The following is a 26,638-nucleotide window of genomic DNA, read 5'->3' on the forward strand; positions in this document are numbered from 1 at the left end:
ACTGGAGACGATTGTTACGGAAGGCAACACCGGTTACGGAGGGCACCGCCGCCGTGGAGCCTAGGCGTTCTGCGCGGCCTTCGTGACCTCACGGGCGGCGGCGAGGCCGGCGGAGAGGTCGGCGAGGATGTCGTCGATGTTCTCCAGCCCGACGGACAGGCGCACGAGACCCGGGGTGACGCCGGAGGTCAGCTGCTGCTCGGGCGTGAGCTGGGAGTGGGTCGTCGAGGCCGGGTGGATGATCAGGCTGCGGACGTCGCCGATGTTCGCGAGGTGGCTGAACAGGGTCACGTTGTCGACGAGCGCTGCCCCGGCATCCACCCCGCCCTTGAGCTCGAAGGACAGCACAGCTCCGACGCCCTTCGGCGCGTACTCGTTGGCCTTCGCGTACCAGGGGCTGGACGGCAGGCCGGAGTAGTTCACCGAGGCGACGTCCTCGTTGCCGTCCAGCCACTCCGCGACCGCCTGGGCGTTCTGCACGTGCCGCTCGATCCGCAGGCTCAGCGTCTCGATGCCCTGGATGAGCTGCCAGGCGCTCGCAGGGGCGATCGCCGAGCCGAGGTCGCGCAGGAGCTGCACACGCGCCTTGATGATGTAGGCGATGCCGTCGCCGAGCGCCTCGACGTAGTTGACGCCGTGATACGACGGGTCCGGTGTGGTCAGTCCGGGGAACTTCTCGGCGTTTTTGCTCCACTCGAACTTCCCGCCGTCGACGATGATGCCACCGATGACCGTTCCGTGACCGCCGAGGAACTTGGTGGCGGAGTGCACGATGATGTCGGCGCCGTGCTCGAACGGACGGATGAGGTACGGGGTCGCGATCGTGTTGTCGACGATGAGCGGCAGGCCGTTGTCGTGGGCGATGCCGGAGACGAGCTTGATGTCGAGGATGTTGATCTTCGGGTTGCCGATGGTCTCGGCGTAGAAGAGCTTCGTGTTCGGACGCACGGCCCTGGCCCACTCCTCCGCGTCGTCCTGGTTCTCGACGAAGGTGGTCTCGATGCCGAGCTTCGCCAGCGTGTACTTGAACAGGTTGTACGTTCCGCCGTAGATGGAGGACGAGGAGACGATGTGGTCGCCTGCCTGGGCGATGTTGAGCACCGCGACGGTCTCTGCCGCCTGCCCGGAGGACAGCAGCAGCGCCGCGGTGCCGCCCTCGAGCGCGGCGAGCCGCTCCTCGACGACGTTCTGGGTGGGGTTCTGGATGCGCGTGTAGATGTTGCCGAACTCGGCGAGCGCAAACAGGTTCTTGGCGTGCTGGGCGTTGTTGAAGACGTAGGAGGTGGTCTGGTAGATCGGGGTCGCGCGGGCGTTGGTGACGGGATCGGGGGCGGCCCCCGAGTGGATCTGTTTGGTTTCGAATTTCCAGGATGCGGCGGCGTCGCTCATGAGGGGTCTCCTTGGCAGAATGTCGGGACTGGGCGGGTCGGTCGCCCACTCGGAAGCGAGCCTAGGCAGCCGTGACGCGCCGGGCAATGGCCCCGACACATCCCGTAATCTCTGGTTGACTCACAAGACTAGTCATGCGAGACTAGTCGCGTGTCTTCCATCCGTCTGTTCATCCTCGGGTCCTTTGCCGAGCGGGGGCCCATGCACGGCCATGCCCTGCTGCAGCTGGCCGAGCAGGAGCACATCGACCTCTGGACCGACTTCGCCTCGAGCGCGGTCTACGGCGCGATGAAGCGTCTCGCCGCGGAGGGGCTGATCGTGGAGGACCACGTCGAGCGGCACGGCAACTATCCGGAGCGCCAGGTCTACCGCATCAGCGTGGAGGGCGAACGCGCCCTGCACGAGCTGCGAGAGCAGGGCCTGACGGAGATCGTCATCAAACCCGACCCGCTGGACCTCGCTCTCGCCCGGCTCGACCCCGATCGGCTCGACGAACTGGGCGATCTCCTCCTGGCGCGCCTGACGCGGCTGCGGGAGACACTGGCCGCCGACGAGTCCCGCCTGCAGCAGATCATGGTCTATCTCACCGTGGCGGAGGGCTGGTCCATGGGGCACCAGCTCTCGCGCCTGCGGGCGGAGATCGCCTGGCACGAAGAGCTTCTCGCCGCGCTCCCCGACATCATCTCCGACGAAAAACGACGACAGTCCACGAAGGGTGACAACTCATGACCGAACAGACCGAGGCCTCGGGAAACAGGCCGCCAGCCTGGGTCGCGCCGGCCGGGGTGACCAGCCGTCGTGCCTGGGGATCGCTGATCGTGCTCCTCGTGGGCATGTTCATGTCGCTCCTCGACACGACCATCGTCAACGTCGCGCTCCCGACCATCCGGGACAGCATCAAGGCGGACGAGGCGACCCTCGCCTGGATCATCTCCGGATATGCGCTCGCCTTCGGGCTCGTGCTCATCCCGGCCGGCCGCATCGGAGATCGGTTCGGCCACAAGTGGGTGTTCTTCACCGGGCTGGCGATCTTCACCGCGGCCAGCCTGGCGGCAGGCCTCGCGCAAGACCCGACCCAGCTCATCGTCGCGAGGGTCATCCAGGGCCTCGGCGGCGGCATCTTCTTCCCGCCGGTGACCGCCTTCATCCAGCTGCTCTTCCCGCCCATGAAACGCGGTAAGGCGTTCGCCATCATGGGGGCGACCATCGGCGTGTCGACGGCGCTCGGACCGATCGTGGGCGGCCTGCTCATCCAGGCCCTCGGCGAGACGACCGGATGGCGCTACATCTTCTTCGTGAACATCCCGATCGGGGTCGTCGGCCTGCTGGGCGCGGCCTTCGTGCTCCCGACCGTGATCGCCGGCGCCAAGGCGGCGATGGACTATCTCGGGCTGCTCCTGCTCGCGGGTGCCCTCGTCGCCATCCTCGTCCCGCTCATCCAGGGCCAGGACCAGGGCTGGCCGCTCTGGACCTATCTGTCGCTGGCCGGCGGTGTTGTGCTGCTCGTGCTGTTCGCCCTGTGGGAGCGCGCCGTCGCGGCGCGGGGGGCGTCCCCGCTCGTCCCGCCGCATCTGTTCTCCCACCCCGCCTTCACCGGCGGCGCCATCCTCGCGCTCATCTACTTCGCGGCCTTCACCAGCATCTTCTTCGTCATCTCGCTGCTCTGGCAGGCCGGCCTCGGCCACACCGCCCTGGAGTCCGGCCTGGTGTCGATCCCGTTCGCGATCGGCAACATCGTCGGTGCGACCCAGAGCGACAGGCTCGCGCAGAGGCTGGGGAGGGGCGTCCTCCTGATCGGCACGGCGATGGTCGCCGCCGGTCTGATCGCCCTCTGGGTCATCCTGCTCACCATCGCCCCGACCGACCTGAACAACTGGATCCTGCTCGGGCCGCTGGCCGTCGCCGGTGTCGGCAACGGGTTCTTCATCGCACCGAACGCCCGGTTCATCGTCGCGACGGTGGATCGCGCGGAGGCGGGTGCCGCGAGTGGTGTCATCGGCACCATGCAGCGCATCGGCAGCGCCATCGGCATCGCCGTGGTCTCGAGCGTGCTGTTCGGCGTCGCGAACCTGGGGGGCGTGAGCCGCGAGATCGCCGACAGGGTGGGTGCCGCGATGCGGGAGGGCCGCTACCACTCGCCCTCCGCGGCCGCCGAGGCCATCTCGAAGACCGTGCTGGCCACGCACTTCGGGGACGCGGCGACCATGGCGATGCTGGTCAGCGCCCTGTTCGCCCTCGCCGCCGTCGCTCTGGTGTTCGCGCTGCCCAAGCGGGTCAGCCTGCACTGACCTCCCGGTCGGTCAGGACCCGCGCCTCGAGCCGGTCGGATCCCTCTTGGAGGGGCCGGCCGGCCCGTCGTCCGTCTCCCTGAACAGCCAGCGCGGCCTCGGCTCGATGAGCGGGCGGAAGACGCGTCGGACCAGGGGACTGGCGAGGGCGATCGAGATGGCCATGGCGGCGAGGACGATCGCCACGAGGAGCCAGTCCGACGGTTGCTGCCCCTTGAGCACTCCCGTCTCCCTCAGCGGATACAGGATGAAGCTGTGCAGCAGGTAGATGTACATGGTCGCCTGGCCGAAGCCGGTGATCCAGGTCGTCGACCGGGGGACGAGCGCGAAGAACGCCGCGCTGAGGAGCGCGGCCAGCCCGAGGAAGGCCAATCGCACGAGGCCGGCCCACCAGGCGCTCTGTCCCAGCCCGTCGTAGGAGTCGTCGTAGAACAGCCAGTGCACGTCGATCGACTTCCAGAAGCCGATGAACAGGACGATGGCGGCCGCCCAGGCGACGAACACCGTGACCGCGGCCGACCGGATGACCCAGGTCTGCCGCTCGACGACATGCCATTTCTCGATGATCTTCCACTGGCGCAGCTGCCAGCCGAGCACGAAGAACGGCAGGATGCCGATCGCCCTCGACAGCGAGAAGGTGCTGTCGACGTTGTCGAGGTAGCCGACCCCCACGGAGAACAGGACCGCCCAGGCCAGCGGCCAGCGGACGAGCACGAGGTACGGCAGCACCAGCCGGAACACGCCGAGGGCGAGCAGGAACCACAGCGTCCAGTGCGGCGTCGTCGGGTTGAGGCTCGTCGATCCCTCCGCGAAATACTGGACCACCGTCCAGATGATCTGCATGATCGCGTACGGCAGGAGGATGTCCGTGAGAACCTTCTTCATCTGCCTCGTCGTCGGCGGGCTGGCCTTGGAGAAGTAGCCGCTGATCATCGCGAACGCCGGCATGTGGAAGCCGTAGATGAACAGGTAGACCATGAGGGCATGGTCCGATTCCGCCGTGAGGCGCTGCACGCCGTGGCCGATGACGACGAGCATGACACACAGGAACCGGGCGTTGTCCCAGAGCGGGACCCGCCGCCTCCGTTCGCCGGCCGTCCCCGCGTTCGCGGCACCGGGCACGGTCGTCATCGCTCAACCCTAGCCGCGCTACGGTTGAGGCAGACAGTTGAGAGGGAGGCCTTGTGGGCACACGACGGGTTGTGGTAACCGGTGCGAGTTCGGGGATCGGAGCGGCCACGGTCCGCCTGTTCCGGGCACACGGATGGGACGTGGTCGGCGTCGCCAGGCGCACCGACCGGCTCGAGGCGCTCGCGGCGGAGACCGGGGCGGACGTCTTCACCGCCGACCTCACCGACCAGGCCCAGGTGGACGCCCTGCGCGATCACCTGCTCGAGCTCGGCCCTGTGCACGCGCTCGTCAACAACGCCGGGGGAGCCTTCGGCCTCGCCTCCGTGGAGGACGGCTCCGCCGACGACTGGCTGCGGATGTACGAGGTGAACGTGATCGCGGTCAAGCGGGTCACCAGCGCGCTGCTGCCGCTGTTGCGGCGGGCGGCGGCGGAGGCCGGGGTCGCCGACATCCTCACCGTCACCTCGACCGCCGGCCACGTCGCCTACGAGGGAGGCGGCGGATACAACGCCGCCAAGTTCGCCGCGCATGCCGTGGTCTCCGTGCTGCGCCTGGAGCTCGCCGGCGAGCCGATCCGCGTTCTCGAGGTCGCCCCCGGGATGGTCAAGACCGAGGAGTTCTCCCTCGTGCGGTTCGCCGGGGACCGGTCGAAGGCCGATGCGGTCTACGAGGGTGTTGTCGACCCCCTCTCCGCCGAGGACGTCGCCGAGGCGATCGTGCACGCGATCGAACTGCCCGGTCACGTCAACCTCGACCTCATCACGATCAAGCCGATCGCTCAGGCGGCCACCCACAAGGTCGCGCGTGGGGAACTGGTGCCGCGACGGACCGAATGACCCCCGTGCGGCGCGGCGGCGCTCAGCCGGCGAGCTCGTCCAGCCGGGAGAAGGCCAGCGCGGCGAGGTAGGCCGCGGCATCCGGCAGCACGCTGTCGTCGAATCTGGCGAGGTTCGAGTGGTTGTACGGCGCGGTCTGAGGATCCAGCTCCGGCGGGCAGGCGCCGACGAACACAAACGCGCCGGGGACCTCGTGCAGGATCGCGGCGAAGTCCTCCGCGCCGCCGATCGGGGACTGCATGGGGGAGTACCGCTCGGCGCCGAACATCTCGATCGCCACCCGTTCGGCCAGGTCCGCGTGGTGCCGATCGTTGAGGACGGGATCGGTCACGGAGAGGAAGTCGATGTCCGCGCGGAGTCCGTGCGCGGTCGCGATGCCCTGCACGAGCTCCCGGCTGTAGCGCTCCACCAGGTCGAGGCTGCGCGGGGAGAAGGTGCGCACGGTCGCGCCGAAGGACGCCGTGTCGGGGATGACGTTGTTGGTGCCGCGCTCCCCGCCGCGGATCCAGCCCACGGTGACGATGACCGGGTCGAAGACATCGAATCGGCGGGTCACCATCGTCTGCAGGCCCGTGACGATCTCCGCAAGGGCCTGATTCGGGTCGAGCGCCAGCTGCGGGGCCGAGCCGTGGCCGCCCGCGCCCCTCAGCGTCACATCGAGGGTCGCCGAGCCCGCCATGAGCGCGCCGGGGCGGGTGGCGAAGACACCCACGGGATAGTCCGTCTTGACATGGACGCCGTATGCGCCAGCCAGCTCGCCCCTCGCGAGCCCGAGGGCTCCCTCGGCCAGCATGGCGTCTGCGCCGTTGTCCCCCTCCTCTCCCGGCTGGAAGAGGAAGAGGACCTCGCCGGCCAGTCGGTCGCTGTGGGTGGCCAGCAGGTGGATCGCCCCGACCCCGATCGCGGCGTGCAGATCGTGACCGCAGGCGTGCATCCGTCCGTCGATCTCCGAGGCGAACTCCTCGCCGGAGTCCTCCCGCAGGGCGAGGGCGTCGAGGTCGGCGCGCAGCACGACCGTCGGTCCCGGCCTCGCGCCGGGGATCCGGACCACGGCGGAGGAGATGTTCTCCGAGAGGCGGGTCTCGAGTCCGAGGCCGTCGAGGGAGGCGAGCACCCTGGCAAGGGTGTTCGGCAGCCGGAGTCCCGTCTCCGGCCGGCGATGGATGTCTCGGCGGATCGATCTCAGCGGTTCGAGGTAGTCGGCGGCCTCCTCGGCCAGCGCACGCAGGTCCATGTGTCTAGTGTCCCCCGTCTTGTCGGTAGCGTTGGTCCATGGTCATCGACAAACGCGAGGTTCTGGGCTGGGACGAGTTCGGATTGGCGGCGCGGGAGCTGGCGGCGAACGTACACGGGAGCGGTTTCGCCCCCGACGTGGTCGTCGCCATCGCGAGGGGCGGACTGCTGCTCGCCGGAGCGATCGCCTACGCGCTCAACGTGAAGAGCTGCGGCGCCCTCAACGTCGAGTTCTACACGGGCATCGACGAGAGGCTGGACGAGCCGATCCTCCTGCCGCCCATGCTCGACGAGCCGGCCATCGCCGGCAAGCGCGTGCTGCTCGTCGACGACGTCTCCGATTCCGGCCGCACGCTCGCGCTGGTGGTCCGGCTGCTCGGCCGGACGGGTGCCGAGGTGCGCACCGCCTGCCTGTACTCCAAGCCGGCGACCATCCTCGAGCCCGACTACGTCTGGCGCAAGACGTCGAAGTGGATCGCCTTCCCCTGGTCGTCGCTGCCTCCCGTCACTGCCTAGGCTGGTCCGGTGACACCGAAGCCGCTCTCCGAGCTCATCGATCCCGGCTGGGCGGACGCGCTCGCGCCCGTGGCCGGCCAGGTCGCCGCCATGGGCGATTTCCTCCGCGCGGAGGTGGCGGCCGGTCGGGGATACCTCCCGGAGGGCAGGAACGTGCTCCGGGCCTTCACCCGGCCCCTCGAGAAGGTGCGGGTGCTCGTCGTGGGACAGGATCCGTATCCGACCCCCGGGCATCCGATCGGTCTCTCCTTCGCCGTCGAGCGTCATGTGCGTCCGGTGCCGCGGAGCCTGCAGAACATCTACAAGGAGCTGCACGACGACCTCGGGCTGCCGATTCCGCCGCACGGCGACCTCAGCCCGTGGTCCGATCAGGGGGTCCTGCTGCTCAACAGGGTGCTCACGGTGCGTCCGGGTGCCTCCGGCTCCCACCGGGGCAAGGGCTGGGAGGCGGTGACGGAGGCGGCGATCCGGGCACTGGTCGCGCGCGGCGGACCGCTCGTCGCCCTGCTCTGGGGACGGGATGCGATCTCGCTCGAGCCGATGCTCGGCGCCGTCCCCGTGGTGAAGTCGGTCCATCCGAGCCCGCTCTCCGCGTCGGGCGGATTCTTCGGTTCCCGGCCATTCAGCCGGGTGAACGCACTGCTCGCCGAGCAGGGCGCCGCGCCGATCGATTGGGCGATCCCGGCATAGGTCACAGTAACCTATGTCATGATGGACGGTGTGGCACTCGACATCATCATCCTCAGCGTGCTGCGTGCCGCGCCCGCTCACGGATACGAGCTCAAGCGACGGGTGCAACGGCCGACCCTCACGCCGCTCAGCAACAACTCGCTCTACCCGCATCTGCGCCGATTCGAGCAGGCCGGGGCGGTCACCCAGACCGTCGAGCAGCAGGAGGGCAAGCCGGCCCGCAAGGTCTACGCGATCACCGATGCGGGCAGGCGGCTGTTCACCGAGCTCATCTCCACCCTCCCGCTCGACCTCGCCGGCGACGACGAGGAATTCCTCGTGCGGCTGAGCTTCTTCAACGAGATCGCCCCGGCCAATCGCCGGGCGATCCTCGCCGCACGCGCCGCGGTCCTCGACGCGGGGATCGCCCAGGTGCGCACCCTGCTCGCCGAGATCGCCCACTCGCCGGCCCATGAATGGCGGAGCCTTGCGATGGAGCAACTGCTCGATCGCCTCGAGCACGACCGCGGCCTGATTCGCGACCTCACCAAGAAAGCAGGAACATCAGACCATGACCACTAATGTCCAGGCGAGTCCACTCGGCGCCGTCGCCCGATACGGGCTGCTCGTCGGCCCCCTGCTCAGCATGATCGACTCGAGCATCGTGAACGTCGCGGTGCCCGACATCGCCACCGAGCTCAAGGCCACGCTCGACAACGTGCAGTGGGTGGTCAGCGGATACCTGCTGGCGCTCGGCGTCGCGCTCGCCGCGACCTCCTACCTGGCCAAGCGCTTCGGAACGCTGCGGGTCTACACCGTCAGCATGATCCTCTTCGTGGTCGTCTCCGCCGCCTGCGCGCTGGCGCCGAACATCGAGTCGCTCATCGCCTTCCGTGCGGCGCAGGGCTTCGTCGGCGCCCCGCTCGTGCCGCTCGCGCTCAGCATCCTGCTCGGCAAGGACGGTATCGGCGGCGGCAAGATCCCCGTCTCCGCCGCCCTGACCCTCTTCCTCGCCCCCGCCCTCGGCCCGACCCTTGGCGGACTGCTCATCGGCGCGGGCGGCTGGCGCTGGATCTTCCTCGTCAACGTGCCCGTCGGCATCATCGGCCTGCTGCTCCTGGTGCGCGTTCCGCGACACATCGGTGCGCTGGCCAACAGGGCGACGCGATTCGACCCCATAGGCTTCGTCCTGCTCGCCGTCGGGCTCACCGCCGCGCTGTTCGGCGCCACGGAGGGGACGACGGAGGGCTGGGACAGCCCCATCTGCTACCTGCCCCTCGTCGGCGGTCTTGTGCTCCTCGTGATCTACACCTTCTGGGCTCTCCGCCACGAGAACCCGGCGGTCAACGTGCAGATGATCCGCCACGGCAACTCCGCCCTCGCCCTCGTCCTGCAGGTGCTCTGCTCCGTCGTCGCCTTCGGGACGGTCTTCCTGCTGCCGGTCTTCACCCAGGACGTGCAGGGGCACAGCGCCATCGCCACCGGCATCGCGCTGCTTCCCCAGGGCATCGTCATGGGCATCGGCACCTACGTCGGCCAGAAGCTCTCGTCGAGGATCTCGCTCAAGGTGCTCGTCGTGACCGGGTTCGTCATCCTCGCCGTCTCCAGCGTCTTCCTGCTCTTCCTCGAGCAGGACACGCCGCTGTGGGTCACCGCGCTCATCCTCTCCGGCCGGGCGATCGCCATCGGCTTCGTCACCACGCCCCTCCTGGTGGCGATGCTCGCTCCGCTGCCAGAGGAGCAGCTCGCCGACGGGAACACCCTGTTCAACATCACCCAGCGCCTCGGTGGGTCGATCGGCGTGAGCATCCTCGGCTCCCTCGTCGCCGGTGGCGCGACGATCGCGGCGACAATCGACTCCTTCCACATGGTCGGCTGGATCCTCATCGCGATCGCCGTCCTCTCCGCCATCCTCTCGCTCTGGCTCAAGCAGGACCGCTCACGGGAGGTCCCCGCGGTCAGCACCGTGGGGGAGTGATCGGCGCCCAGTAGGCTCGTATCCATGCTTGAGGAGGAATACCAGGCCACCCATCGGCCGCGCGAGGCGCAGCGGAATCTGCCCCCGCTCGAGGTCCCGTTCGACTACACGATCAGGGACGCCCGGCTGGAGGACCTGCCGGACGTGCGGGAGATCTACAACCACTACGTCAGGAATTCGACGGTCACCTTCGACGAGGTGCCGATCACCCTGGCCAAGCAGCGGTCGAAGTTCCTGCACATCCAGAAGCTGAAGATGCCGTTCCTGGTCGCGGAGAGCACGAGCGGGCACATCCTCGGCTACGCCTACGTCTACCCGTGGCAGGAGAAGGCCGCCTACCGGTTCACGGTGGAGAACTCCATCTACCTCGGCGCCGCGGCGACCGGGAAGGGGCTCGGCCGGGCGCTGCTCGCGGAGCTCATCAGCCGCTCCCGGGCGGCAGGCCTCAAGGAGATGATCGCCGTGATCGCCGACAAGGGGGCGGATGCGTCGATCCACCTGCACAGGGAGTTCGGGTTCACGGAGATCGGCCACATGGGCAAGGTCGGCTTCAAGTTCGATCGGTGGCTCGGCACGGTGTTGCTGCAGAAGTCGCTGAAGTAGCGCCGGCCGTGGGCCTCAGTGCTTCCCGCCGAGCTCGAGCATGGTCACCCCGCCGATCACGAGGACCATTCCGGCCAGCTGGAGCAGCGTGAGCGACTCCTTGAAGAACAGCCAGCTGATGACCGCCACGAGCACCACCCCGACGCCCGCCCAGACCGCGTAGGCGATCCCGAGCGGGACGCCCTTGCTGAGCGACTGCGAGAGCGCGGCGAAGGCGCCGACGTAACCGATCACCACGACGATGTACGGCACGACCTTGGGGCCGTCGCCCGTGGCGAACTTGAGTGCGGACGTCGCGATCACCTCGGCGATGATCGCCCCGGCGAGAAACAGGTAGCCCAAAACGTGCCCTTCGATGGTGGGGTGCTAGCGGGGAGGCTGTGCGGGGCCGTCGGCCGGCCGTGACGGGCCAGGACGTCGTCGTCCTCGCCCGGGAGCGCCCATCCGCCCCACGAGGTCGAGCACGAAGCGCCGTGGCGCGAGCCCGACGCTCCTCGCCTGGATCGTGTTCATCGTTCCGCTGATGACGCTCGCGGGCGGGCGCCTCCGGTCGAGTGCCTTCATGGCCGTCCCGACAACCTGCTCCGCGCTCTGGAGGGCGCCGAAGAGGGCGTCCTCGTTGTGGGCGACATCGAAGAACTCCGTCTCCGTCGGACCGGGACACAGGGCGAGCACCCGCAGGCCGCTGCCCTTGGCCTCGAACCAGAGGGCCTCGGTGAAGCTCAGGACGAAGGCCTTGGTCGCCGCGTAGACGGCCATGCGGGGGATCGGCTGGAACGCGGCCGTGCTGGCAACGTTGACCAGCGCCCCGCGACCGGAGGAGAGCAGCTCCGGAAGGAATGCCCGGCTCAGGGCGACCACGGCCGTCACGTTCAGCCGGACCTCGTCGAGCAGGCGCTCCTCGTCGATCGAGACGACGGTGCCGTGATTGCCGAAACCGGCGTTGTTGACGAGGGTGGAGAGCCGGATGTCCGCGGCGGCGAGGCGCGCGACGAGGCTCGGCACGGCATCAGGCAGGGTCAGGTCGAGGGCGATCACCGTGCATACCGTGCCGTGGTCGCGGCCGAGCTCACCGGCCAGGGACCGCAGCCGGTCCTCCCGGCGGGCGACGAGCACAAGATCGGCTCCGCGCTCGGCGAGCCGCCTGGCGAACTCGGCGCCGAGGCCGCTGCTCGCCCCGGTGACCAGCGCGACGGTGCCGCTGAGTTCGAGGGTCATGCTCAGAGGCTACCGGCGTTAGGGTCGTTGCATGCCAGAAGCTCCGCGCCAGCGTCCCGCGGACCACCTGGTGCTCGCCAGCTTCTCCGGTCACGTCAGGGCTCGTCCCAAGGCCGTCTTCGAGGCGATCGACCAGCGACTGCGGCCGTCGGAGGGATCCCGCAGCTCCTACTTCGCGGACGATGCCGCCTTCCTCATCGTGGAACAGGGCGGCTGGTGGTACCGGGGTGAGTACCGCATCGTGCCCGATGAGCGCGGGTCCAACGTCGAGCACTACATCCTCAACGTCGCGCGGCGGATGTCTGGGCTCGGTGGCGCGGCCGCCCGCAGGGTCCTGCGTCTCGCCCCGGTCGAGTTCGACCGCCTCATCGCCGGGCTGCGGCGCGAGCTCGAATAGCCCGGAGGTGAGACCCGATGTCAAGTCCTAGGCTCGATACGTGTTCGAACTCCATCACCTGAGCGCCAGGGAGCAGTGGGACTGGCTGCACCGTCGCGAGATCACCCCGCTTGAGCTGGTCGACCACTACCTGGCCAGGATCGAGCGCCTGGACGGCGCCCTCGGTGCCTTCGTGACCGTCACCGCGGAGGCCGCGCGACAACGGGCGCGCGGACTGTCGGAGGCGGTGCCCTCCACCGCCGCGCTGTGGGGCCTGCCCTTCGGCGACAAGGATCTCAGCAATCGTGCCGGAGTGCCGACGGGATTCGGGTCTCGCCTCATGCGGGGCTTCGTGCCGGAGCGCTCGGACGAGCTGGTGACGGTGCTCGATTCGGCTGGCGGCATCAGCCTCGGCAAGACGAACGCCCCGGAGTTCGGACTGCCCTCCTACACCGAGACCCTGGTCGCCCCTCCCGCCCGCACGCCCTGGGACCCGTCGCTCGGCGCCGGGGGATCGAGCGGCGGAGCGGCGGTCGCCGTCGCCGCTGGCCTGCTACCGTTCGCGCCCGGTTCCGACGGCGGCGGATCGGTGCGCATCCCGGCGGCCGCCTGCGGGCTGGTGGGGCTCAAGCCCTCCCGCGGGCTGGTCCCGAGCGGTTCTGGGCTCGACTCCCTCGCCGGCCTGGTCGTCCCCGGCCCGCTCTCCAGGACCGTCGCCGACGCGGCGATGCTCCTCGACGCCATGGTCGAGGGGGGCGAGTATCCGTTCACCCTTCGGGCGCCGCGCTGGGACGGCGGCCGGCTGCTGAACGCGGCCGTCCGCGGCGAAGGACGCTTCCAGCTCGGGGTGATGACCACATCACCGTGGGACGACGCGTACGAGATCGAGGTCTCGGCCGAGGCATCCGCCGCCCTCGAACTCGCTGTCCGGGAGCTGGATGCCCTCGGACACGGCATCGAGGAGACGTCGCTGGAACCGGACCCCAGCTACGCACCGGCCTTTCGCACGATCTGGCAGGCGGGTGCGGGCGGGATACCCGCCCACGGGGATGACCTGCTGCTGCTCGAGCCGTTGACCCAGTGGCTGGTCGCTGCAGGGCGCGAGGTCTCGGCGGTGCAGCTCGCCGAGGCGCTCTCGGCGCTCGCCCGATACGAGCGCTCGATCATCCGCCAGTTCTCCCGCTTCGACGCGGTGCTGACGCCGTCGCTCGCGATGACACCCCGGCCCATCGGCTGGTACGACAGCGAGGACGGCGAGCGGAACTTCGCCCAGCAGGTGCAGTACACGCCCTTCACGTCGTTTGCCAACGTGACCGGACTCCCGGCGATCACGGTGCCGGTGTACCAGACCGCCGACGGCCTCCCGATGGGGGTGCAGCTCGTCGGCCGCCCGGGAGGCGAGGCGACCCTGCTGGCCATCGGCGCCCAGCTCGAGCGCCGGCTCGGCTGGGACCGGCGGCACCCGCCCCAGTGGTAGCGCGCCCTTCCGCCTCTGCGCCCCGTCCTCCGTCCGCGGCTGAGCGCATCCGTGTGGCTGCAGGCCCACGCGATCACCCGACCTTCCCGGTTTTGTCGTGTCACTTCGACATGACGTCAGCATCACGTGACAGGACAAAACCGGGAAGGTCGGTTCCGGGGCGCCCGCATATGCTCGCTACCGCTCCTGCGTAAGGCGGCATCCGCGGCGGCGTCTTCGGTCGCCAAGACGCGTCCCCCCCCGTGCGATTCGCGGCAGGATCTCAGCCGTACTCCTAGAGCAACTTAGGTAAGGCATGCCATACTTGAGGCGTGGCACTCTCCGACTCTCTCACCGAATCCATCGCCTGGAATCCCGCTGTAGGAGACCGCCTGCTCATCGCCGGCGACGAGTCCGCCATTCCCGCCATGCAGACCCTCCTCGCCACCCTGCCCGAGAAGGCTCGCGGCCAGGTCTTCGTCGAGGTCGCGACCGATGCGGACATCCTCACTCTCTCCGGTCCCGGCAGGGTCGCCGTCTGCTGGCTGGTGCGCGACCGCGGGCAGTCACTCCAGCGCTCCGTCGACGCCTGGCTGAGTGAGATGCTGCCGACACGGTTCGACCGCGAGCACACCGTGTACGCCTGGATCGCCGGCCGCGGCGCCGCCCGCGAGCTCAGCTCCGACTGAGAGCGCCCGGCCTTACAGTACTGAGAGCGCCCGGCCTACAGCCCGACGAGTTCGGCGCTCTTCTCCCACAGCGTCCGTGCCGCCGCCGGATCGTTCGCGATCCGCTGAGTCCGTCCGTTCGGATGCAGGCGGCTGAAATAGGTTCCGCTCGGTGCGCCGACATCGGCCGCCTGAGCGAGGACGATGAGCGGCTCCGCACCCCGCTCCGGGCTGAGTCCCAGGCGGCCGACGCTGATCGCCTGCGCGAACTTCATGATCGCGATCTCCGCTCCGAAGTTCGACGCGACGTAGCCGGGGTGGAAGGAGTAGGCATCCAGTCCGGTTCCCGCCGTCCGGCGGGCCAGCTCCTTGATGAAGAGGATGGTCTCGAGCTTCGTCGTGCCATAGGCCTGCCAGCCGCCGCGCCAGGGCAGCCGTTCGAAGTTCAGGTCGTTGAAATCGAGCCTCGCGATGGTGTTCGAGCTGCTTGCCGTCGACAGGACGCGGCCTCCACCGGCGGTGATGCGCTCCAGAAGCAGATTGGTGAGCAGGAACGGAGCCAGGTGGTTCGACTGGAACGTGCGCTCGAAGCCGTCGGCGGTGACCTGGCGGGAGGTCATCAGGCCGCCGGCGTTGTTGGCGAGGACGTCGATGCGCTCGTACCGGGAGAGCAGCGCATCCGCCAGGCCTCGCACCTGATCGAGATGGTCGAAGTCGGCGACGAAAGCGGTGCCGCCGGCGAGATGGGCGGCCTCGGCGGTCCGTTCGGGATTCCGGCCGACGACGGCGACGGTGGCGCCGCGCCTGCCCAATTCGATGGCGGCCGCCCGGCCGAGACCGGAGCTGGACCCGGTGATGACGATCGTCCTGCCGTCGAGGCTGTCTTTCGCCGGCACCGGCGCCTGGTTCGCGGTCACAGTCTGACGAGCTCCGCGCTCTTCTCCCAGAGCCGCGCCGCCAGGGCCGGGTCCTCCGCGGCGCTCCTGGCCCTGCCGTTCGGCTTCAGCCCGTCGAAGTAGGTGCCGCTCGGAGAGCCGATGTCCCGTGAGGCGGCGAGATGGATGAGCGGCGCGGCACCCTGGGCGGGACTGATCCCGAGGTGGCCGCGACTGACGAACTGCCCGAGCCGCAGCAGGGAGGAGTCGGCCCCGAAGCCGGTGGCGACGAAGCCGGGGTGGAAGGAGTATGCCTCCAGGGCGGTTCCCTCGGTGCGGCGGGCGAGCTCCTTGACGAACAGGATGGTTTCGAGCTTGCTGGTGCCATACGCCGGCCATCCGCCCAGCCAGGTCCGTCTCCTCCACTCGAGGTCGTCGAGATCGACCCGGCCTGCCAGGTTGGCCGCGCTCGCCGTGGAGACGACCCGGCCGCGGCTGGCCGTGAGGCGCTCCAGCAGCAGATTGGTGAGCAGGAACGGCGCGAGATGGTTGTGCTGGAAGGTCCTCTCGTGCCCGTCCGCGGAGATTCCGCGTTTGCCGATCAGGCCGCCGGCGTTGTTGGCGAGGACGTCGATGCGCTCATAGCGGGACAGCAGCGCATCCGCCAGCGCCCGCACGTCGTCGAGCCTGTCATAGTCGGCGACGAACGGCCTTCCGCCCACCTCCGCGGCGACGGCCCCGGTGCGTTCCGGATTGCGCCCGACGACCGCGACCTCGACACCGCGGTCGGCCAGCGCCACGGCGGCTGCCCTGCCGAGGCCGGAACTGGCACCCGTGATGACCATCGTCGCGCCGTCGAGGTCCTTGTTGCCTGATGCCACAGCCGTCGCCTATTCCGGGGCGGCCCCTGCAACGTGCTGCTGCGTGGACGAGGCGAACACCCTCAGACGAGAATAACGCGCGGAGGCTACGCCCAGCGTTCGCCCGCCCGCAGCCAATACAGTTGCAGCATGGCGGGCACGCTTCGGCGAGTGGCAATGGTGACGATGCACAGCTCTCCCTCCGCTTCCCCCGGCACCGGCGACTCCGGCGGCATGAACGTCGCCGTGCTGGCCATGGCCGCGGAGCTGGCCGGGCGCGGCGTGGAGGTCGACCTGCTGACCCGCGCGACCGGCGAGCCCAGGATCGCCGACCTGCGGGACGGCGTGCGGCTGTACGAGCTGCGGGCGGGGCCGACCGGACCGATCGAGAAGGACAGGCTGTTCGAGGTCGCCGACGAGTTCGGCGAGGCCGTGGCCGAGCTCACCGATCGCAGCAGGCCGCGCTACGACGTCATCCACGCGCACTACTGGCTGAGCGGTCTGGCGATCCTCCCCGTGGCCCTCGAGCTCGGGATCCCGCTCGTGCAGAGCTTCCACACCATCGCCGCGATGAAGAACCGTTCGCTCGCGCTCGGCCAGACGGCCGAGTCGGAGCAGCGGGTGCGCACCGAGAGGTATCTCGCCAGTCAGGCCAGCGCCATCGTGGCAGGCTCCGCTGCCGAGGCGACCGCCCTCATCGACGAGCTGCGCGCCCCGCCGGACCGGGTGTGGGTGATCCCGCCAGGGGTGGACATCCGGATGTTCTCTCCGGAGAGGGCGGATGCCGCGGGCGCCCGCCTGCGCGCGGGCCTGTCCATCGAGCCCGGCCGCCCCATCCTGGCGGTCGTCGGCCGGATGCAGCCGCTCAAGGACCAGCGGCTGGCCATCCGTACCCTCGCCGAACTGCACGCCCTGCGCGGCTGGTCGCCGGTGCTCGTCATCGCGGGGGAGCCGACCCCGGGAGACGGCTCCTACGCGGCGTCGCTCGCGGCCATCGCGGATCAGCTGGGCATCCTCGGTGAGGTGCGGTTCACCGGTGCCCTGCAGCGCGAGGACCTGGCCGACCTGCTCGCGGCGGCGACGCTCACGCTCGTCCCCTCCCGCTCGGAGACCTTCGGTCTCGTCGCACTCGAGTCGGCCGCGAGCGGCACCCCGGTGATCGCCTCTCGGGTCGGTGGCCTGGTGGAGTCCGTCGCCGAGGGGAGGTCCGGGTATCTCGTCGATTCCCGCGATCCGCGGGTGTGGGCGAGGACCGCCGCCGAGCTGCTCGACGACGCCGCCCGCCTGGAGCGGCTGTCGGCCTCGGCGAGGGATCACGCGGAGGGTTTCACCTGGGGGGCGACCGCCACCGCGCTCCTCGGGGTCTACGCGGGCCTTCCGTAGGTCTCCAGGAGCCGCAGCCAGATCTCGTTCATCGTGGGATAGGCAGGGACCGCGTGCCAGAGCCGGTCGAGCGGCACCTCGCCGACGATCGCGGTCGTCGCGGCGTGGATGAGCTCCGAGACGTCCTGGCCGACGAAGGTGACGCCGAGGATGACCCCGCGCTTCTCGTCGACGACCATGCGGGCCTGTCCCTCGTAGCCGTCGGCCTGCAGCGATGCGCCGGCCACCCAGCCGAGGTTGTAGTCGACCACGCGGGTCTCATAACCGGCCCTCTCCGCGGCGACGGCGGTGAGGCCGACGGAGGCCACCTCCGGGTCGCTGAAGGTGACCTGCGGCACCGCCTCGTGGTCGGCGGTCGCCGCGTGCGTCCCCCAGCGCCCGTCGGAGACCGGCTTGCCGAGTGCCCGGGCGGCGATGACATCGCCCGCGGCCCTGGCCTGGTATTTTCCCTGGTGGGTCAGCAGCGCCCGATGGTTGACATCCCCGCAGGCGTACAACCAGTCGAAGCCGGTCACCCTCATGGTGTCGTCGACCTCGAGCCAGTCTCCCGGCGTGAGGCCGAGGGAGTCGACGCCGAGATCGGTCGTGCGCGGGACGCGTCCCGTGGCCACGAGCACCTCCTGAGCCGTCACCGTGCCGCCGTCGCCCAGGGTGAGCTCGACGCCGGCCTCCGTCCTCCTGGTGGAGGCCACCGAGGTGCCCAGCCGCACGGTGGCACCGAGCCTGCCGAGGGAGGCGGCGACGGCCTCCCCGGCGAACGGCTCCTCACTGCCGAGCAGCCCGGTCCTGGCGAGCACCGTGACCTCCGTGCCGAAGGAGGCGTACGCGGTCGCCATCTCCACGGCCACGACGCCGCCGCCGATGATGGCGAGGCTCGTCGGGGCCGCCTTGGCGCTGGTGGCATCGCGGCTCGTCCACGGGGACACGTCCTTCAGGCCCGGGATGTCCGGAAGCAGCGGATCGGAACCGACGCTCACCGCGACGGCATGCCTGGCGGTGTAGACGACCCCGTCGACGGTGACCTGTTTCTCGGCGGTGATCCTGGCGTGTCCGCGGACGAGGTCGATGCCGGCGCCGGCGACCCAGTCGACCTGGCTCTGATCGTCCCAGTCGTTTGTGAACCCGTTGCGTCGTGCGAAGGTCGCGGAGACATCCAGGTTCCCCGTGACGGCCTCCCTGGCGCCGCCGACCTGTTTCGCCGCGCGCAGGGCGATTCCGCTGCGCAGCAGGGCCTTCGAGGGCATGCAGGCCCAGTAGGAGCACTCGCCGCCGACGAGCTCGCTCTCGATGAGCAGCGCCGTGAGCCCGCCCTGCACGGCGCGATCGGCGATGTTCTCCCCGACGGCCCCCGCTCCGATGACGATGAGGTCGTATGTCGTGTCGGTCATCATTCCTCCTGGTTGTGGTTGTTCGATCGTGTGGTCGTTCGGGGATCCGGGGGACGGGATCGCATCAGCGGCCCACGAAGTCCGCCGCGGTGCGGGCGAGGAACGCCTCCAGGCCGATCCGCGCATCCTCGCTCGCGGCGAGCCGGACGAGTTCGGGCTGGAGCGCTGCCTCCGCCGCCGAGTCGCCCTCCCGCACCGCGAGGCGCGCGTTTGCGAGGGCCGCCTGCACGGCGAGCGGCGCCTGGACGGCGATCCTCCTGGCCAGTTCGAGACCCCGGTCGTACTGGGCGCCGTCGGGGACGACCTCCTGCACGAGGCCGATGCGGTGCGCCTCGGTCGCGTCGAACGGATCGCCCGTGAGGATCCAGCGCATGGCGTTGCCCCAGCCGACCGCCCGCGGGAAGCGGATCGTCGCGCCGCCGAACGGCAGGATGCCGCGGGCCACCTCGATCTGCCCGAATCGGGTGGACTCGGCGGCGACCGCGATGTCGCTCGCGAGGATGAGCTCGATCCCGAGGGTCAGACAGGTGCCCTGGACGGCGATGACGACGGGCTTGGTCAGCCGCCTGCCCGAGACCTGCCACGGGTCGAGGCCGCCCTCCTGCTCGATCCGGAGACCCTCCGGCCCGATCCGGGGGCCGACGTCGGCGAGGTCGAGACCGGCGGTGAAGTGCTCTCCGTGGGCGAAGACGAAGCCGGCCCGCAGCTCGGTATCCCGATCGAGCTCCCCATAGGCCGCGGCGAGCTCCTGCAGGAGGAGGTAGTCGGCCGCGTTGCGCTTCTCCGGCCGGTTGAGGCCGATGAGCAGGACCCCTCCATCTCGGTCGACGGTGATTCGTTCGGTCAACGCTGGCCTCCTGAGATGACGGTCACTCCATCGTAAACGCAGCCGCGGGCGCCGTCACCGGGTCAGGGCGCCGACGATTCGCAGGATGGCGCCGAGATCGTCGGCGGCCGCCTCCGGCGACGACGGCGCGAAACCGGAGATGCCGGCTCCGGCGAGCGGGAGGAGCGATCTCGCCGCCGTGATGGCCTCGAGCAGCTGCGGCAGCGACAGCCCGAACGGTATCGGGTCGCCGACTCCGGCGAGCTCCGCGGGGTCGAGCACGTCGACGTCGATGTGCAGATAGACGGAGGTCGCGCCGCTTCTCCGCAGGGCCTCGGTGATGCTCTCGGCATCCAGATCCTCCGGGGTCAGCCCGACGATCGGCGCGGACGCGAGATAGTCGCTCTCCGCGTCGTCGAAGCTCCTGGCGCCGGCGAGGATCACCCGGTCGGCGGAGATCGGCACGGCGGGAACGAGAGCGGAGGCGCCGTCGCCGAGCAGGGTGCGCAGGGTCATGCCCGTGAAGGCCCCGTGCCTCGACGAGTCAGGGGTGTTCAGATCGGGATGGGCGTCGAACCATACGACGGCGAGCCGCTCGTCCTCGCGCGCGGCCGATTCGATCGCCCCCAGGGCGACACCGCAGTCGCCGCCGATCGTGATCGGAAGACCGGCGGCGCCGTGCATCGCGGCGAGCTGGGCATCCCTGATCGCTCGGAGCGCACTCAGCCGCTGGACGCCGCTGCCCTCGTCGCTGCCCGCCTCTGAGGGCACCTCGACGGTGACGGTGGCTGCCGCAGGCAGGTCGCCCCTGATCGCCTCCGCTCCGTCAACAAGACGCATCGCTCTGGAGGAGTCGGAGCCCTGCCATTGGGGCACGACAAAAAAGGTGGCAGCCACCCCTCAAGTATGGCCGCCACCGGGATCGCCGTGTCGCGTCGTCCCTAGACGGTGCGCGGCGCGGCTGCCAGCTTCTCCGTGAGCTCCGCGACGGTCGCGCGGGTGATGTACGCCGGTCGGTCGCGCTCGACCCGCCAGCTCTCCGAGAGCGGCCCGATGTTGACGGTGTCGAAGCCGAACTCGTCGTAGAGCTTGGCCACGAACGCCGCGGCATCCTCGTGGTCGGACGCGGTGGCCAGCGCGCGACGGTTCGGGTCGCCGGCGGGCAGCGCCTGCTCGGTGATCAGCTGCGATTGGATGGCGTTGAAGCCCTTGGCCACCTTCGACGTCGGCAGGTGCTCCTGCAGCAGGCCGGAGACCGTCGCCTCGCCGTTGTCCAGCTCGGGGTAGTGTCCGTCGCGTTCGAAGTAGTAGTTGTTGGTGTCGATCACGATCTTGCCCGCGAGCGGCTCGACGGGGATGTCCAGGTAGGCCTTGAACGGCACGGTGACGACGGCGACGTCGGCCGCCGCCGCCGCCTCGACGGCCGTCGCGGCGCGGGCGTGCTCGCCGAGCTCGGCGACCAGCTCCGTGAGCGTCTCAGGTCCCCGCGAGTTGCTGATCACGACGTCGTAGCCGTTCTCGATCGCCTTGCGCGCGATCTGGCTGCCAATGTGCCCTGCACCGATGATTCCGATAGTTGTCATGTCCCCATTTTAGGAACCGCCGCCTGAGCGTCGCGGGGGAGTTCCCTGGCCGCTCGCCTGCCCGCCTCGAACAGCCAGCGGGCCGGCTCGCCCACGGCGGAGTCGACCGAGCCGGCCAGGTCCGACAGGGCGACGGACCAGGGCTCGGTGCCGTCGGGCGCGACGGGCCTGGCGGCGATCTGCCCCGCGACGAGGCCGAGGCGCACGTGTCGGTCGCCGGCCATCCGGATCAGCTCACCGACGAGCTTGCCGCCGGTCGAGGTCGCGTCGAAGCGGCCCTCGCCGGTGAGCAGCAGGTCGGAGGAGACGATCGCCTCATCGAGCCCGGTGATCGTCGCGAGATAGCCGGCCCCCGGCTCGACCCTGGCGCCCCAGGCGGCGAGGAACCCGTATCCGGCGCCTCCCGCCGCACCGCTGCCAGGGATCGAGGCACCGTCGCCGAGCAGAGTCGCGAAGCGGGCCAGCGCCGCCTCCAGCAGGCCCACCTGCGCCCTGTCTGCGCCCTTCTGCGGCGCGAACACGGCCGCGGCGCCCCCCGGGCCGAGCAGAGGCGCCGACACATCGGTCAGCAGCACGACGCCGTCCGGTGGGGGAGCGAGTAGCCCGGAGCGGTCCAGCCCGGTCAGGTCGGCGAGCGCCGCGCCACCCGGGGGGAGATCCGAGCCGTCGGCCAGGCGCAGTCCGAGAGCCGCGAGCGCCCCGGCTCCGCCGTCGGTCGATGCGGAGCCTCCCAGTCCGACGAGCAGGCGACGGACCCCCGCGGTGACGGCGGAGCGGATGACCTCGCCGAGTCCGAAGGTCGTGGCGCCGAGCGGATCGGGACGGTCCATGAGCGGCAGTCCCGACATCTGCGCAAGTTCGACGACGGCCGTGCCGTCCGGCAGCTCCAGCCAGACACCCGGCGTCGGCCGTCCGTCCGGTCCGGTCACCGGGCCGATCTCGTGCCGCACGGAGCCGGGCACGGCCGCCTCGATGGTCTCGAGGGTGCCCTCGCCGCCGTCGGCCTGCGGCAGCAGGCGGATCGTGTCGCCCGGCCGCACAGAGGACCACCCGGCGGCGATCGCCGCGGCGACTCCCGCGGCACCGAGGGAGCCCTTGAACGAGTCGGGGGCGACAACCACCGACAGGCTCGCGGCCGCTCGTCTCCGCTCGGACATCCTGCCCCGCTCTCCCGTGCCGCGTGCCCTCTCGGACCCAGGTTAGCGAGGCGGCGAGCGGCAAGCCGGGCCGGTTCCGTCGCCGCCTGGCCGCCGCCGGGATCACCGATTAGTGGTGAGCGGCAACATATTCGCTACAGTAGCCGCATGACCACCATCGTCGCCGGCATCGATTCGTCCACCCAGAGCACCAAGATCGTCCGCATCGACGCGGAGACCGGGCAGCTTCTCGGGACCACCTCCGCTCCACACCCGGAGGGCACAGCGGTGAACCCTGAGCGCTGGTGGGATGCCTTCCAGGCCGCCGGCGGGGGAGACCTCGGCGACGTCGCCGCGCTGGCCGTGAGCGCGCAGCAGCACGGGATGGTCGCCCTCGACGCGGCGGATGCGCCCGTCTTCGACGCCCTGCTCTGGAACGACACCCGCAGCGCACCGCAGGCGGCGCGGCTCGCCGACGAGCTCGGTCGCGACACCTGGGCGAGGGAGATCGGCGTCGTGCCGGTCGCCTCGTTCACGATCACCAAACTCGCCTGGCTGGCGGAGGCGCATCCCGAGCTGGCCGCGAAGGTCGCCAGGGTGCTGCTGCCGCACGACTGGCTGACCTGGCGCATCCTCGGCGCCTCCGCCGATCCGACCACCGATCGCAGCGACGCCTCGGGCACCGGGTACTTCTCGGTGCCGGAGGGTCGCTATCGCACCGATCTGCTCGAGCTCGCCCTCGGCCACGCGGCACAGCTGCCGACCGTGCTCGGTCCGGCGGAGATCGCCGGTCGCACCGCGGCCGGTGCGGTGGTCGGCGTCGGCGCCGGCGACAACGCGGGCGCGGCGCTCGGGCTCGGGCTCAGGCCGGGCGAGGTCGCCGTGTCCATCGGCACGAGCGCCACGGTCTTCACCTCCACCGAGACGCAGATCGTCGACCCGAGCGGGGCGATCGCCGGATTCGCGGATGCGACCGGCCGACAGCTCCCGCTGCTGGCGATGCTCAACGGGGCGCGCACGCTCTCGGCGACCGCCGGCCTCCTCGGCGTCGACCTGGCGGAATTCGACCGGCTCGCCTCCGCTGGCGACCCGGGTGCCGCCGGGCTGACCCTCATCCCCTATCTGGACGGCGAGCGCACCCCCAACCTGCCCGATGCCACCGGGACCCTGCTCGGCCTCCGTCGCGACAACATGACACCGGAGAACCTCGCCAGGGCGACCGTGCTCGGACTGCTCTGCGGAACGGCGGACGCTCTCGACGCCCTGCGCGCCCAGGGGGTCGCCGTGGACAAGGTGCTGCTCATCGGTGGCGGGGCCCAGTCCGCCACCCTGCAGGCCGCCGCGGCCGACATCCTCGGGGTGCCCGTCGAGGTGCCGGTCACCGCGGAATACGTCGCCCTCGGTGCCGCGCGGCAGGCCGCCTGGGCGCTCGCCGGCGGTGCGGAGGCGCCGCAGTGGCAGCGGGCCCTCGCCCGCTCCTTCGAGCCGACGGGGTCCGGATGGGCATCCGAGATCCGCGTCCGCTACGGCACCGCCCGCGGAACCCTCTACGGCGTCTGAAAGCCGTCCCGTCCCGGTCCTTCCAGGCCCGATGGGCTCAGGGGACAAGAATGACGCTTCGTTGCCCGGCCGAGCATGCCTTTGTGTCCCTTGAGTTCGTTTTTCGCGAGGCAAGGCGAGGCGAGGCGCGGGAATCGGGGTGGGGATTAACCGTGGGCGTGTCCGGTTGCACGACGCGATATGACTTAAGGCCCTAATGACGGTTGCGCCCCGCGAGTAGTGCTACGGCTATGACTGCATCAATGACGACCCAGGAAAGAAGTGACATCGACGTCCGTGACGGGGCGGTCCGGCGCCCGCACATCATCGTCGGGGTGGACGGATCGGCGGCCTCCGTCGCCGCCCTGCGGCAGGCCGTCGTCCTCGCGGAGGCGCTGAACGGATCGGTCGAGGCCGTGGATGTGTGGCAGTTTCCCGCGTCCGTCGCCGGCTACATCCCTCCGGAATGGTCCCCGGAGGACGACGCCAAGCAGGTCCTCGCCGAGGCGACGAGCGAGGTCTTCGGCACGGCGGTCCCGTCGTGGTTCGAGCAGACCGTCTGTGAGGGATCGACGGCGAGGCGCTTGGTCGCGCTGAGCCGGGACGCCGACCTCCTGGTGATGGGCAGCCGCGGTCACGGCGGATTCACCGGCCTGCTGCTCGGCTCGGTGAGCTCGGCCTGCGCCGAATACTCGCATTGCCCGACGCTCGTCATGCACGGCGAGTCGCTTCTCGCGCATGGCGACTCTCTTCCGGTCGAGGCGCGGGCCTGATCGGCGGAACCTGACCGGCCGGGAACGGGCGCGACCACGCTGGCCATCGCCCTGGAGCCGAGTCTCAGCGGCCGCTCTGCGGCGGGACGATCGCGATCGGACACGGCACGTTGAGCAGCAGGTCGTGCCCGATCGACCCGAGCAGCAGCCCGGCGACGGGTCCGTATCGGTGGGTCCCGACGACGACGAGCGATGCCGTGCGCGCCTCCTCGAGCATGACGACCGAGGGATTGCCCCGCTTCAACCGGCTTTCGACGATCAGCTCGTGGTAGGTCTGGCGGACGAGTCGCACGGTGTTGTCGAGCGCCTGACCGTTGACCCTCTTGACCTCGTCGAAGACCAGCCCGCGGCCGAGGAGATAGGCGTCTAGCAGGCCGGGGACGTCCCAGGCCCGCACCATCCGCAGGGGCTGCCCGGTCGCCGTCGCCTGCGTGACGGCGAAGGTCAGCGCCTCCCTGTCGGTGGTGTCGCCCTGGCCGACGACCACGGCGGTTCCACCCGGCGTCCACTGCCTCGGGACGACGACGAGCGGGCACACCGCGGAATCGGCCAGCTGCAGCGGTAGCGTCCCGTGCAGGAGTCCGACCACCGTCCCGGGCTTGTCCGACCCGATGACGAGCATCGAGGCGTCGCGGGATGCCTCGACGATCCGGGTCCTGCGGGGTCCGTGATGGATCACCGAGACGGCGTGAATCGCCGGCGCCTCGCGGGACACCCGTTCGATGGCACTGTCGAGGACCTGGCGATACGGCGGCTCGAGTCTCTCGAACTGCTCGGGCGAGGCCTCGGCCAGGTCGACCACCGCCACGATCTCCAGGTCGAGCGACAGGCGTTTCGCGACGTCGATCGCCCAGCCGAGGGCCGCATCGGATGCCGGACCACCGTCCACCGCGACGACCGCTCTGCCCGTCATGATGGCTGCACCTCGACGACGTCGGTGGAACCGGTCGTGAGTTGGCCAGGCGGCACGACGGCGATCGGGCACGGCATGTTCATCAGGATGTCGTGGCTGACCGAGCCGAGGATCATGCCGGCGATGGCGCGGCGGTGATGGGTGCCGACGACGGCGAGCGAAGCTCCCTCCGCGGCCTCCGACAGCGCGATCGCCGGATTCCCGTAGACCAGCCGTTCGGTCACAGTGAGGCCGTCATGGGCCCGCCGCAGCCGACCGGCCACCTTCGTCAGCAGAGCGGCATTGCCGTCGCGCATGCTCTCGTAGAGGTCGCCCCTGCCGAGGAAGTCGGTCGCGACGGTCGAGGGCACGTCCCAGGCGTGCACGAGCAGCAGGGGCTCACCGAGGCGGCGTGCGGCGTCTGCGGCGAAATCGATGGCCCTGTGGTCGGTGTCATCGTCGACACCGACGACGACGGGGCCGGACGAGGTCGTCCAGGTCGCTGGCACCACGACCAGCGGACAGACGGTCTCGGCGGCCACCTTGAGCGGAAGTGTGCCGTGGATCAGCCCGGCGAGACGACTCGTCTTGTGGGTTCCGATCACCAGCAGCGCGGCGGATCGCGACCCGCCGATGAGCTCCGCGGTGGGATTGCCGTGGCGGAGGGTTGCCGTCACCCGTACCGGCCCGGCCAACTCGGCGATTTCACCGACGGCGGCATCCAGCACCCGCTGATAGGCGGGCAGCAGCAGTCTCTCGTTCTCGGGGGACCAGGCCAGGTCGGCGATGGTGCACAGTTCCAGGTCGAGCTGCACGGATCTCGCCCACTCGGCCGCCCAGTGCAGTGCCGCTTCGCTGGCGATTCCACCATCGATGGCCACAATGATCGTGTTGTTCATGAGATCGACCTCTCATTCCCCTGAGCACGTCTCTGTACTCGACTCGAGGTTGGCAGATCGTCGGGCCGGTCATCGGGCCGAAGGTCCCACGAATCAACATCGCCACGCGCCGCCGGGGGACGG

The 26,638-nt window shown here is 70.1% G+C and carries 28 protein-coding genes; 14 read left to right on the top strand and 14 right to left on the bottom strand.

All coding sequences use genetic code 11. The features are described 5' to 3' along the window. Positions 1 to 60: 60 nt before the first annotated feature. On the bottom strand, positions 61 to 1,389 hold the full coding sequence (locus VGC18_RS14745) for a bifunctional o-acetylhomoserine/o-acetylserine sulfhydrylase (protein ID WP_331098733.1): 1,329 nt from the start codon (positions 1,387 to 1,389) through the stop codon (positions 61 to 63). 150 nt (positions 1,390 to 1,539) lie between these two features. Here VGC18_RS14745 and VGC18_RS14750 point away from each other — a divergent pair, with 150 nt between their 5' ends. Together VGC18_RS14750 and VGC18_RS14755 are read left to right on the top strand one after the other, a co-directional pair. Then, complete coding sequence (locus VGC18_RS14750) at positions 1,540 to 2,118, top strand: PadR family transcriptional regulator (protein ID WP_331098735.1); 579 nt, start codon at positions 1,540 to 1,542, stop codon at positions 2,116 to 2,118. Then, positions 2,115 to 3,677 carry an MFS transporter gene (locus VGC18_RS14755; protein WP_331098736.1) on the top strand — a complete coding sequence of 521 codons (1,563 nt, stop codon included), beginning with the start codon at positions 2,115 to 2,117 and terminating at the stop codon, positions 3,675 to 3,677. The genes VGC18_RS14750 and VGC18_RS14755 overlap by 4 nt, the downstream gene beginning before the upstream one ends. A gap of 12 nt (positions 3,678 to 3,689) precedes the next feature. Here the strand turns inward: VGC18_RS14755 and VGC18_RS14760 are convergent, their stop codons facing one another. After that, a complete protein-coding gene (locus VGC18_RS14760; protein ID WP_331098738.1) occupies positions 3,690 to 4,808 on the bottom strand; it encodes an acyltransferase family protein in 1,119 nt (372 codons plus the stop codon). A 71-nt stretch (positions 4,809 to 4,879) separates the two neighbouring features. Here VGC18_RS14760 and VGC18_RS14765 point away from each other — a divergent pair, with 71 nt between their 5' ends. Further along, positions 4,880 to 5,644 carry an SDR family oxidoreductase gene (locus VGC18_RS14765; protein ID WP_331098740.1) on the top strand — a complete coding sequence of 255 codons (765 nt, stop codon included), beginning with the start codon at positions 4,880 to 4,882 and terminating at the stop codon, positions 5,642 to 5,644. Positions 5,645 to 5,666: 22 nt separating this feature from the next. On the opposite strand, the gene VGC18_RS14770 is transcribed toward VGC18_RS14765, so the two are convergent. After that, a complete protein-coding gene (locus VGC18_RS14770; protein WP_331098742.1) occupies positions 5,667 to 6,878 on the bottom strand; it encodes a M20 family metallopeptidase in 1,212 nt (403 codons plus the stop codon). A 38-nt stretch (positions 6,879 to 6,916) separates the two neighbouring features. Here VGC18_RS14770 and VGC18_RS14775 point away from each other — a divergent pair, with 38 nt between their 5' ends. Genes VGC18_RS14775 through VGC18_RS14795 form a run of 5 tightly spaced genes read left to right on the top strand, consistent with a single transcriptional unit; the run spans position 6,917 to position 10,643 of the window. Continuing rightward, on the top strand, positions 6,917 to 7,393 hold the full coding sequence (locus VGC18_RS14775; protein WP_331098744.1) for a phosphoribosyltransferase: 477 nt from the start codon (positions 6,917 to 6,919) through the stop codon (positions 7,391 to 7,393). Positions 7,394 to 7,402: 9 nt separating this feature from the next. Continuing rightward, entirely contained in the window at positions 7,403 to 8,083 is a 681-nt protein-coding gene (locus VGC18_RS14780) for a uracil-DNA glycosylase (RefSeq protein WP_331098746.1), read from the top strand. Positions 8,084 to 8,101: 18 nt separating this feature from the next. Next, entirely contained in the window at positions 8,102 to 8,644 is a 543-nt protein-coding gene (locus VGC18_RS14785) for a PadR family transcriptional regulator (protein ID WP_331098747.1), read from the top strand. Then, the gene (locus VGC18_RS14790; protein ID WP_331098749.1) at positions 8,634 to 10,040 is read left to right on the top strand and encodes a DHA2 family efflux MFS transporter permease subunit; all 1,407 of its coding nucleotides are present in this window, start codon (positions 8,634 to 8,636) and stop codon (positions 10,038 to 10,040) included. The genes VGC18_RS14785 and VGC18_RS14790 overlap by 11 nt, the downstream gene beginning before the upstream one ends. A gap of 24 nt (positions 10,041 to 10,064) precedes the next feature. Further along, the gene (locus tag VGC18_RS14795; RefSeq protein ID WP_331098751.1) at positions 10,065 to 10,643 is read left to right on the top strand and encodes an N-acetyltransferase family protein; all 579 of its coding nucleotides are present in this window, start codon (positions 10,065 to 10,067) and stop codon (positions 10,641 to 10,643) included. Between the two features lie 15 nt (positions 10,644 to 10,658). On the opposite strand, the gene VGC18_RS14800 is transcribed toward VGC18_RS14795, so the two are convergent. Together VGC18_RS14800 and VGC18_RS14805 are read right to left on the bottom strand one after the other, a co-directional pair. Continuing rightward, positions 10,659 to 10,985, bottom strand: a complete 327-nt coding sequence (locus VGC18_RS14800) for a DMT family transporter (RefSeq protein ID WP_331098753.1) — start codon at positions 10,983 to 10,985, stop codon at positions 10,659 to 10,661. 24 nt (positions 10,986 to 11,009) lie between these two features. Continuing rightward, complete coding sequence (locus tag VGC18_RS14805) at positions 11,010 to 11,861, bottom strand: SDR family oxidoreductase (RefSeq protein WP_331098755.1); 852 nt, start codon at positions 11,859 to 11,861, stop codon at positions 11,010 to 11,012. Between the two features lie 31 nt (positions 11,862 to 11,892). On the opposite strand from VGC18_RS14805, the gene VGC18_RS14810 reads away from it, so the two are divergent. The 3 genes from VGC18_RS14810 to VGC18_RS14820 all read left to right on the top strand — a co-directional run bounded on the left by VGC18_RS14810 (position 11,893) and on the right by VGC18_RS14820 (position 14,382). Then, positions 11,893 to 12,258 carry a hypothetical protein gene (locus VGC18_RS14810; protein WP_331098757.1) on the top strand — a complete coding sequence of 122 codons (366 nt, stop codon included), beginning with the start codon at positions 11,893 to 11,895 and terminating at the stop codon, positions 12,256 to 12,258. Between the two features lie 40 nt (positions 12,259 to 12,298). Then, positions 12,299 to 13,714 carry an amidase gene (locus VGC18_RS14815; protein WP_331098759.1) on the top strand — a complete coding sequence of 472 codons (1,416 nt, stop codon included), beginning with the start codon at positions 12,299 to 12,301 and terminating at the stop codon, positions 13,712 to 13,714. A 311-nt stretch (positions 13,715 to 14,025) separates the two neighbouring features. Next, the gene (locus VGC18_RS14820; RefSeq protein WP_331098762.1) at positions 14,026 to 14,382 is read left to right on the top strand and encodes a siderophore-interacting protein; all 357 of its coding nucleotides are present in this window, start codon (positions 14,026 to 14,028) and stop codon (positions 14,380 to 14,382) included. A 35-nt stretch (positions 14,383 to 14,417) separates the two neighbouring features. Here the strand turns inward: VGC18_RS14820 and VGC18_RS14825 are convergent, their stop codons facing one another. Further along, on the bottom strand, positions 14,418 to 15,278 hold the full coding sequence (locus VGC18_RS14825) for an SDR family NAD(P)-dependent oxidoreductase (RefSeq protein ID WP_331098764.1): 861 nt from the start codon (positions 15,276 to 15,278) through the stop codon (positions 14,418 to 14,420). Further along, positions 15,275 to 16,117 carry an SDR family NAD(P)-dependent oxidoreductase gene (locus tag VGC18_RS14830; protein WP_331098766.1) on the bottom strand — a complete coding sequence of 281 codons (843 nt, stop codon included), beginning with the start codon at positions 16,115 to 16,117 and terminating at the stop codon, positions 15,275 to 15,277. Before VGC18_RS14830 ends, VGC18_RS14825 begins: the two co-directional genes overlap by 4 nt. 129 nt (positions 16,118 to 16,246) lie before the next feature. Here VGC18_RS14830 and VGC18_RS14835 point away from each other — a divergent pair, with 129 nt between their 5' ends. Continuing rightward, complete coding sequence (locus VGC18_RS14835) at positions 16,247 to 17,479, top strand: glycosyltransferase (protein ID WP_331098768.1); 1,233 nt, start codon at positions 16,247 to 16,249, stop codon at positions 17,477 to 17,479. On the opposite strand, the gene VGC18_RS14840 is transcribed toward VGC18_RS14835, so the two are convergent. The 5 genes from VGC18_RS14840 to VGC18_RS14860 all read right to left on the bottom strand — a co-directional run bounded on the left by VGC18_RS14840 (position 17,461) and on the right by VGC18_RS14860 (position 22,433). Beyond that, entirely contained in the window at positions 17,461 to 18,867 is a 1,407-nt protein-coding gene (locus tag VGC18_RS14840) for an NAD(P)/FAD-dependent oxidoreductase (RefSeq protein ID WP_331098770.1), read from the bottom strand. The two genes, VGC18_RS14835 and VGC18_RS14840, sit on opposite strands and share 19 nt — an antisense overlap. Before the next feature lie 64 nt (positions 18,868 to 18,931). Continuing rightward, the gene (locus tag VGC18_RS14845) at positions 18,932 to 19,714 is read right to left on the bottom strand and encodes a crotonase/enoyl-CoA hydratase family protein (RefSeq protein ID WP_331098772.1); all 783 of its coding nucleotides are present in this window, start codon (positions 19,712 to 19,714) and stop codon (positions 18,932 to 18,934) included. 54 nt (positions 19,715 to 19,768) lie between these two features. Beyond that, positions 19,769 to 20,590, bottom strand: a complete 822-nt coding sequence (locus VGC18_RS14850) for an arginase family protein (protein ID WP_331098774.1) — start codon at positions 20,588 to 20,590, stop codon at positions 19,769 to 19,771. A gap of 44 nt (positions 20,591 to 20,634) precedes the next feature. Next, entirely contained in the window at positions 20,635 to 21,276 is a 642-nt protein-coding gene (locus tag VGC18_RS14855; RefSeq protein ID WP_331098776.1) for an NADPH-dependent F420 reductase, read from the bottom strand. Then, entirely contained in the window at positions 21,273 to 22,433 is a 1,161-nt protein-coding gene (locus VGC18_RS14860; RefSeq protein WP_331098778.1) for a glycerate kinase, read from the bottom strand. The genes VGC18_RS14855 and VGC18_RS14860 overlap by 4 nt, the downstream gene beginning before the upstream one ends. Before the next feature lie 147 nt (positions 22,434 to 22,580). Here VGC18_RS14860 and VGC18_RS14865 point away from each other — a divergent pair, with 147 nt between their 5' ends. Together VGC18_RS14865 and VGC18_RS14870 are read left to right on the top strand one after the other, a co-directional pair. Then, a complete protein-coding gene (locus VGC18_RS14865; protein ID WP_331098780.1) occupies positions 22,581 to 23,972 on the top strand; it encodes an FGGY family carbohydrate kinase in 1,392 nt (463 codons plus the stop codon). A 230-nt stretch (positions 23,973 to 24,202) separates the two neighbouring features. Beyond that, complete coding sequence (locus VGC18_RS14870; RefSeq protein WP_331098782.1) at positions 24,203 to 24,724, top strand: universal stress protein; 522 nt, start codon at positions 24,203 to 24,205, stop codon at positions 24,722 to 24,724. A gap of 64 nt (positions 24,725 to 24,788) precedes the next feature. Here the strand turns inward: VGC18_RS14870 and VGC18_RS14875 are convergent, their stop codons facing one another. Together VGC18_RS14875 and VGC18_RS14880 are read right to left on the bottom strand one after the other, a co-directional pair. Next, complete coding sequence (locus tag VGC18_RS14875) at positions 24,789 to 25,637, bottom strand: universal stress protein (protein ID WP_331098784.1); 849 nt, start codon at positions 25,635 to 25,637, stop codon at positions 24,789 to 24,791. Continuing rightward, the gene (locus VGC18_RS14880; protein ID WP_331098786.1) at positions 25,634 to 26,515 is read right to left on the bottom strand and encodes a universal stress protein; all 882 of its coding nucleotides are present in this window, start codon (positions 26,513 to 26,515) and stop codon (positions 25,634 to 25,636) included. Before VGC18_RS14880 ends, VGC18_RS14875 begins: the two co-directional genes overlap by 4 nt. Positions 26,516 to 26,638: the final 123 nt, after the last annotated feature.

Origin of the sequence: Lacisediminihabitans sp. (genome assembly GCF_036404185.1) — a bacterium.
Lineage (GTDB): Bacteria > Actinomycetota > Actinomycetes > Actinomycetales > Microbacteriaceae > Lacisediminihabitans.

Bases quoted from the DNA above. Each gene is read 5' to 3' on its own strand.
- VGC18_RS14745 (WP_331098733.1), bottom strand. From the start codon at position 1,389: ATGAGCGACGCCGCCGCATCCTGGAAATTCGAAACCAAACAGATCCAC.
- VGC18_RS14795 (WP_331098751.1), top strand. From the start codon at position 10,065: ATGCTTGAGGAGGAATACCAGGCCACCCATCGGCCGCGCGAGGCGCAG.
- VGC18_RS14810 (WP_331098757.1), top strand. From the start codon at position 11,893: ATGCCAGAAGCTCCGCGCCAGCGTCCCGCGGACCACCTGGTGCTCGCC.
- VGC18_RS14805 (WP_331098755.1), bottom strand. From the start codon at position 11,861: ATGACCCTCGAACTCAGCGGCACCGTCGCGCTGGTCACCGGGGCGAGC.
- VGC18_RS14835 (WP_331098768.1), top strand. From the start codon at position 16,247: ATGGCGGGCACGCTTCGGCGAGTGGCAATGGTGACGATGCACAGCTCT.
- VGC18_RS14755 (WP_331098736.1), top strand. From the start codon at position 2,115: ATGACCGAACAGACCGAGGCCTCGGGAAACAGGCCGCCAGCCTGGGTC.
- VGC18_RS14870 (WP_331098782.1), top strand. From the start codon at position 24,203: ATGACTGCATCAATGACGACCCAGGAAAGAAGTGACATCGACGTCCGT.
- VGC18_RS14785 (WP_331098747.1), top strand. From the start codon at position 8,102: ATGATGGACGGTGTGGCACTCGACATCATCATCCTCAGCGTGCTGCGT.
- VGC18_RS14865 (WP_331098780.1), top strand. From the start codon at position 22,581: ATGACCACCATCGTCGCCGGCATCGATTCGTCCACCCAGAGCACCAAG.
- VGC18_RS14855 (WP_331098776.1), bottom strand. From the start codon at position 21,276: ATGACAACTATCGGAATCATCGGTGCAGGGCACATTGGCAGCCAGATC.
- VGC18_RS14770 (WP_331098742.1), bottom strand. From the start codon at position 6,878: ATGGACCTGCGTGCGCTGGCCGAGGAGGCCGCCGACTACCTCGAACCG.
- VGC18_RS14880 (WP_331098786.1), bottom strand. From the start codon at position 26,515: ATGAACAACACGATCATTGTGGCCATCGATGGTGGAATCGCCAGCGAA.
- VGC18_RS14860 (WP_331098778.1), bottom strand. From the start codon at position 22,433: ATGTCCGAGCGGAGACGAGCGGCCGCGAGCCTGTCGGTGGTTGTCGCC.
- VGC18_RS14760 (WP_331098738.1), bottom strand. From the start codon at position 4,808: ATGACGACCGTGCCCGGTGCCGCGAACGCGGGGACGGCCGGCGAACGG.
- VGC18_RS14840 (WP_331098770.1), bottom strand. From the start codon at position 18,867: ATGACCGACACGACATACGACCTCATCGTCATCGGAGCGGGGGCCGTC.
- VGC18_RS14790 (WP_331098749.1), top strand. From the start codon at position 8,634: ATGACCACTAATGTCCAGGCGAGTCCACTCGGCGCCGTCGCCCGATAC.
- VGC18_RS14875 (WP_331098784.1), bottom strand. From the start codon at position 25,637: ATGACGGGCAGAGCGGTCGTCGCGGTGGACGGTGGTCCGGCATCCGAT.
- VGC18_RS14775 (WP_331098744.1), top strand. From the start codon at position 6,917: ATGGTCATCGACAAACGCGAGGTTCTGGGCTGGGACGAGTTCGGATTG.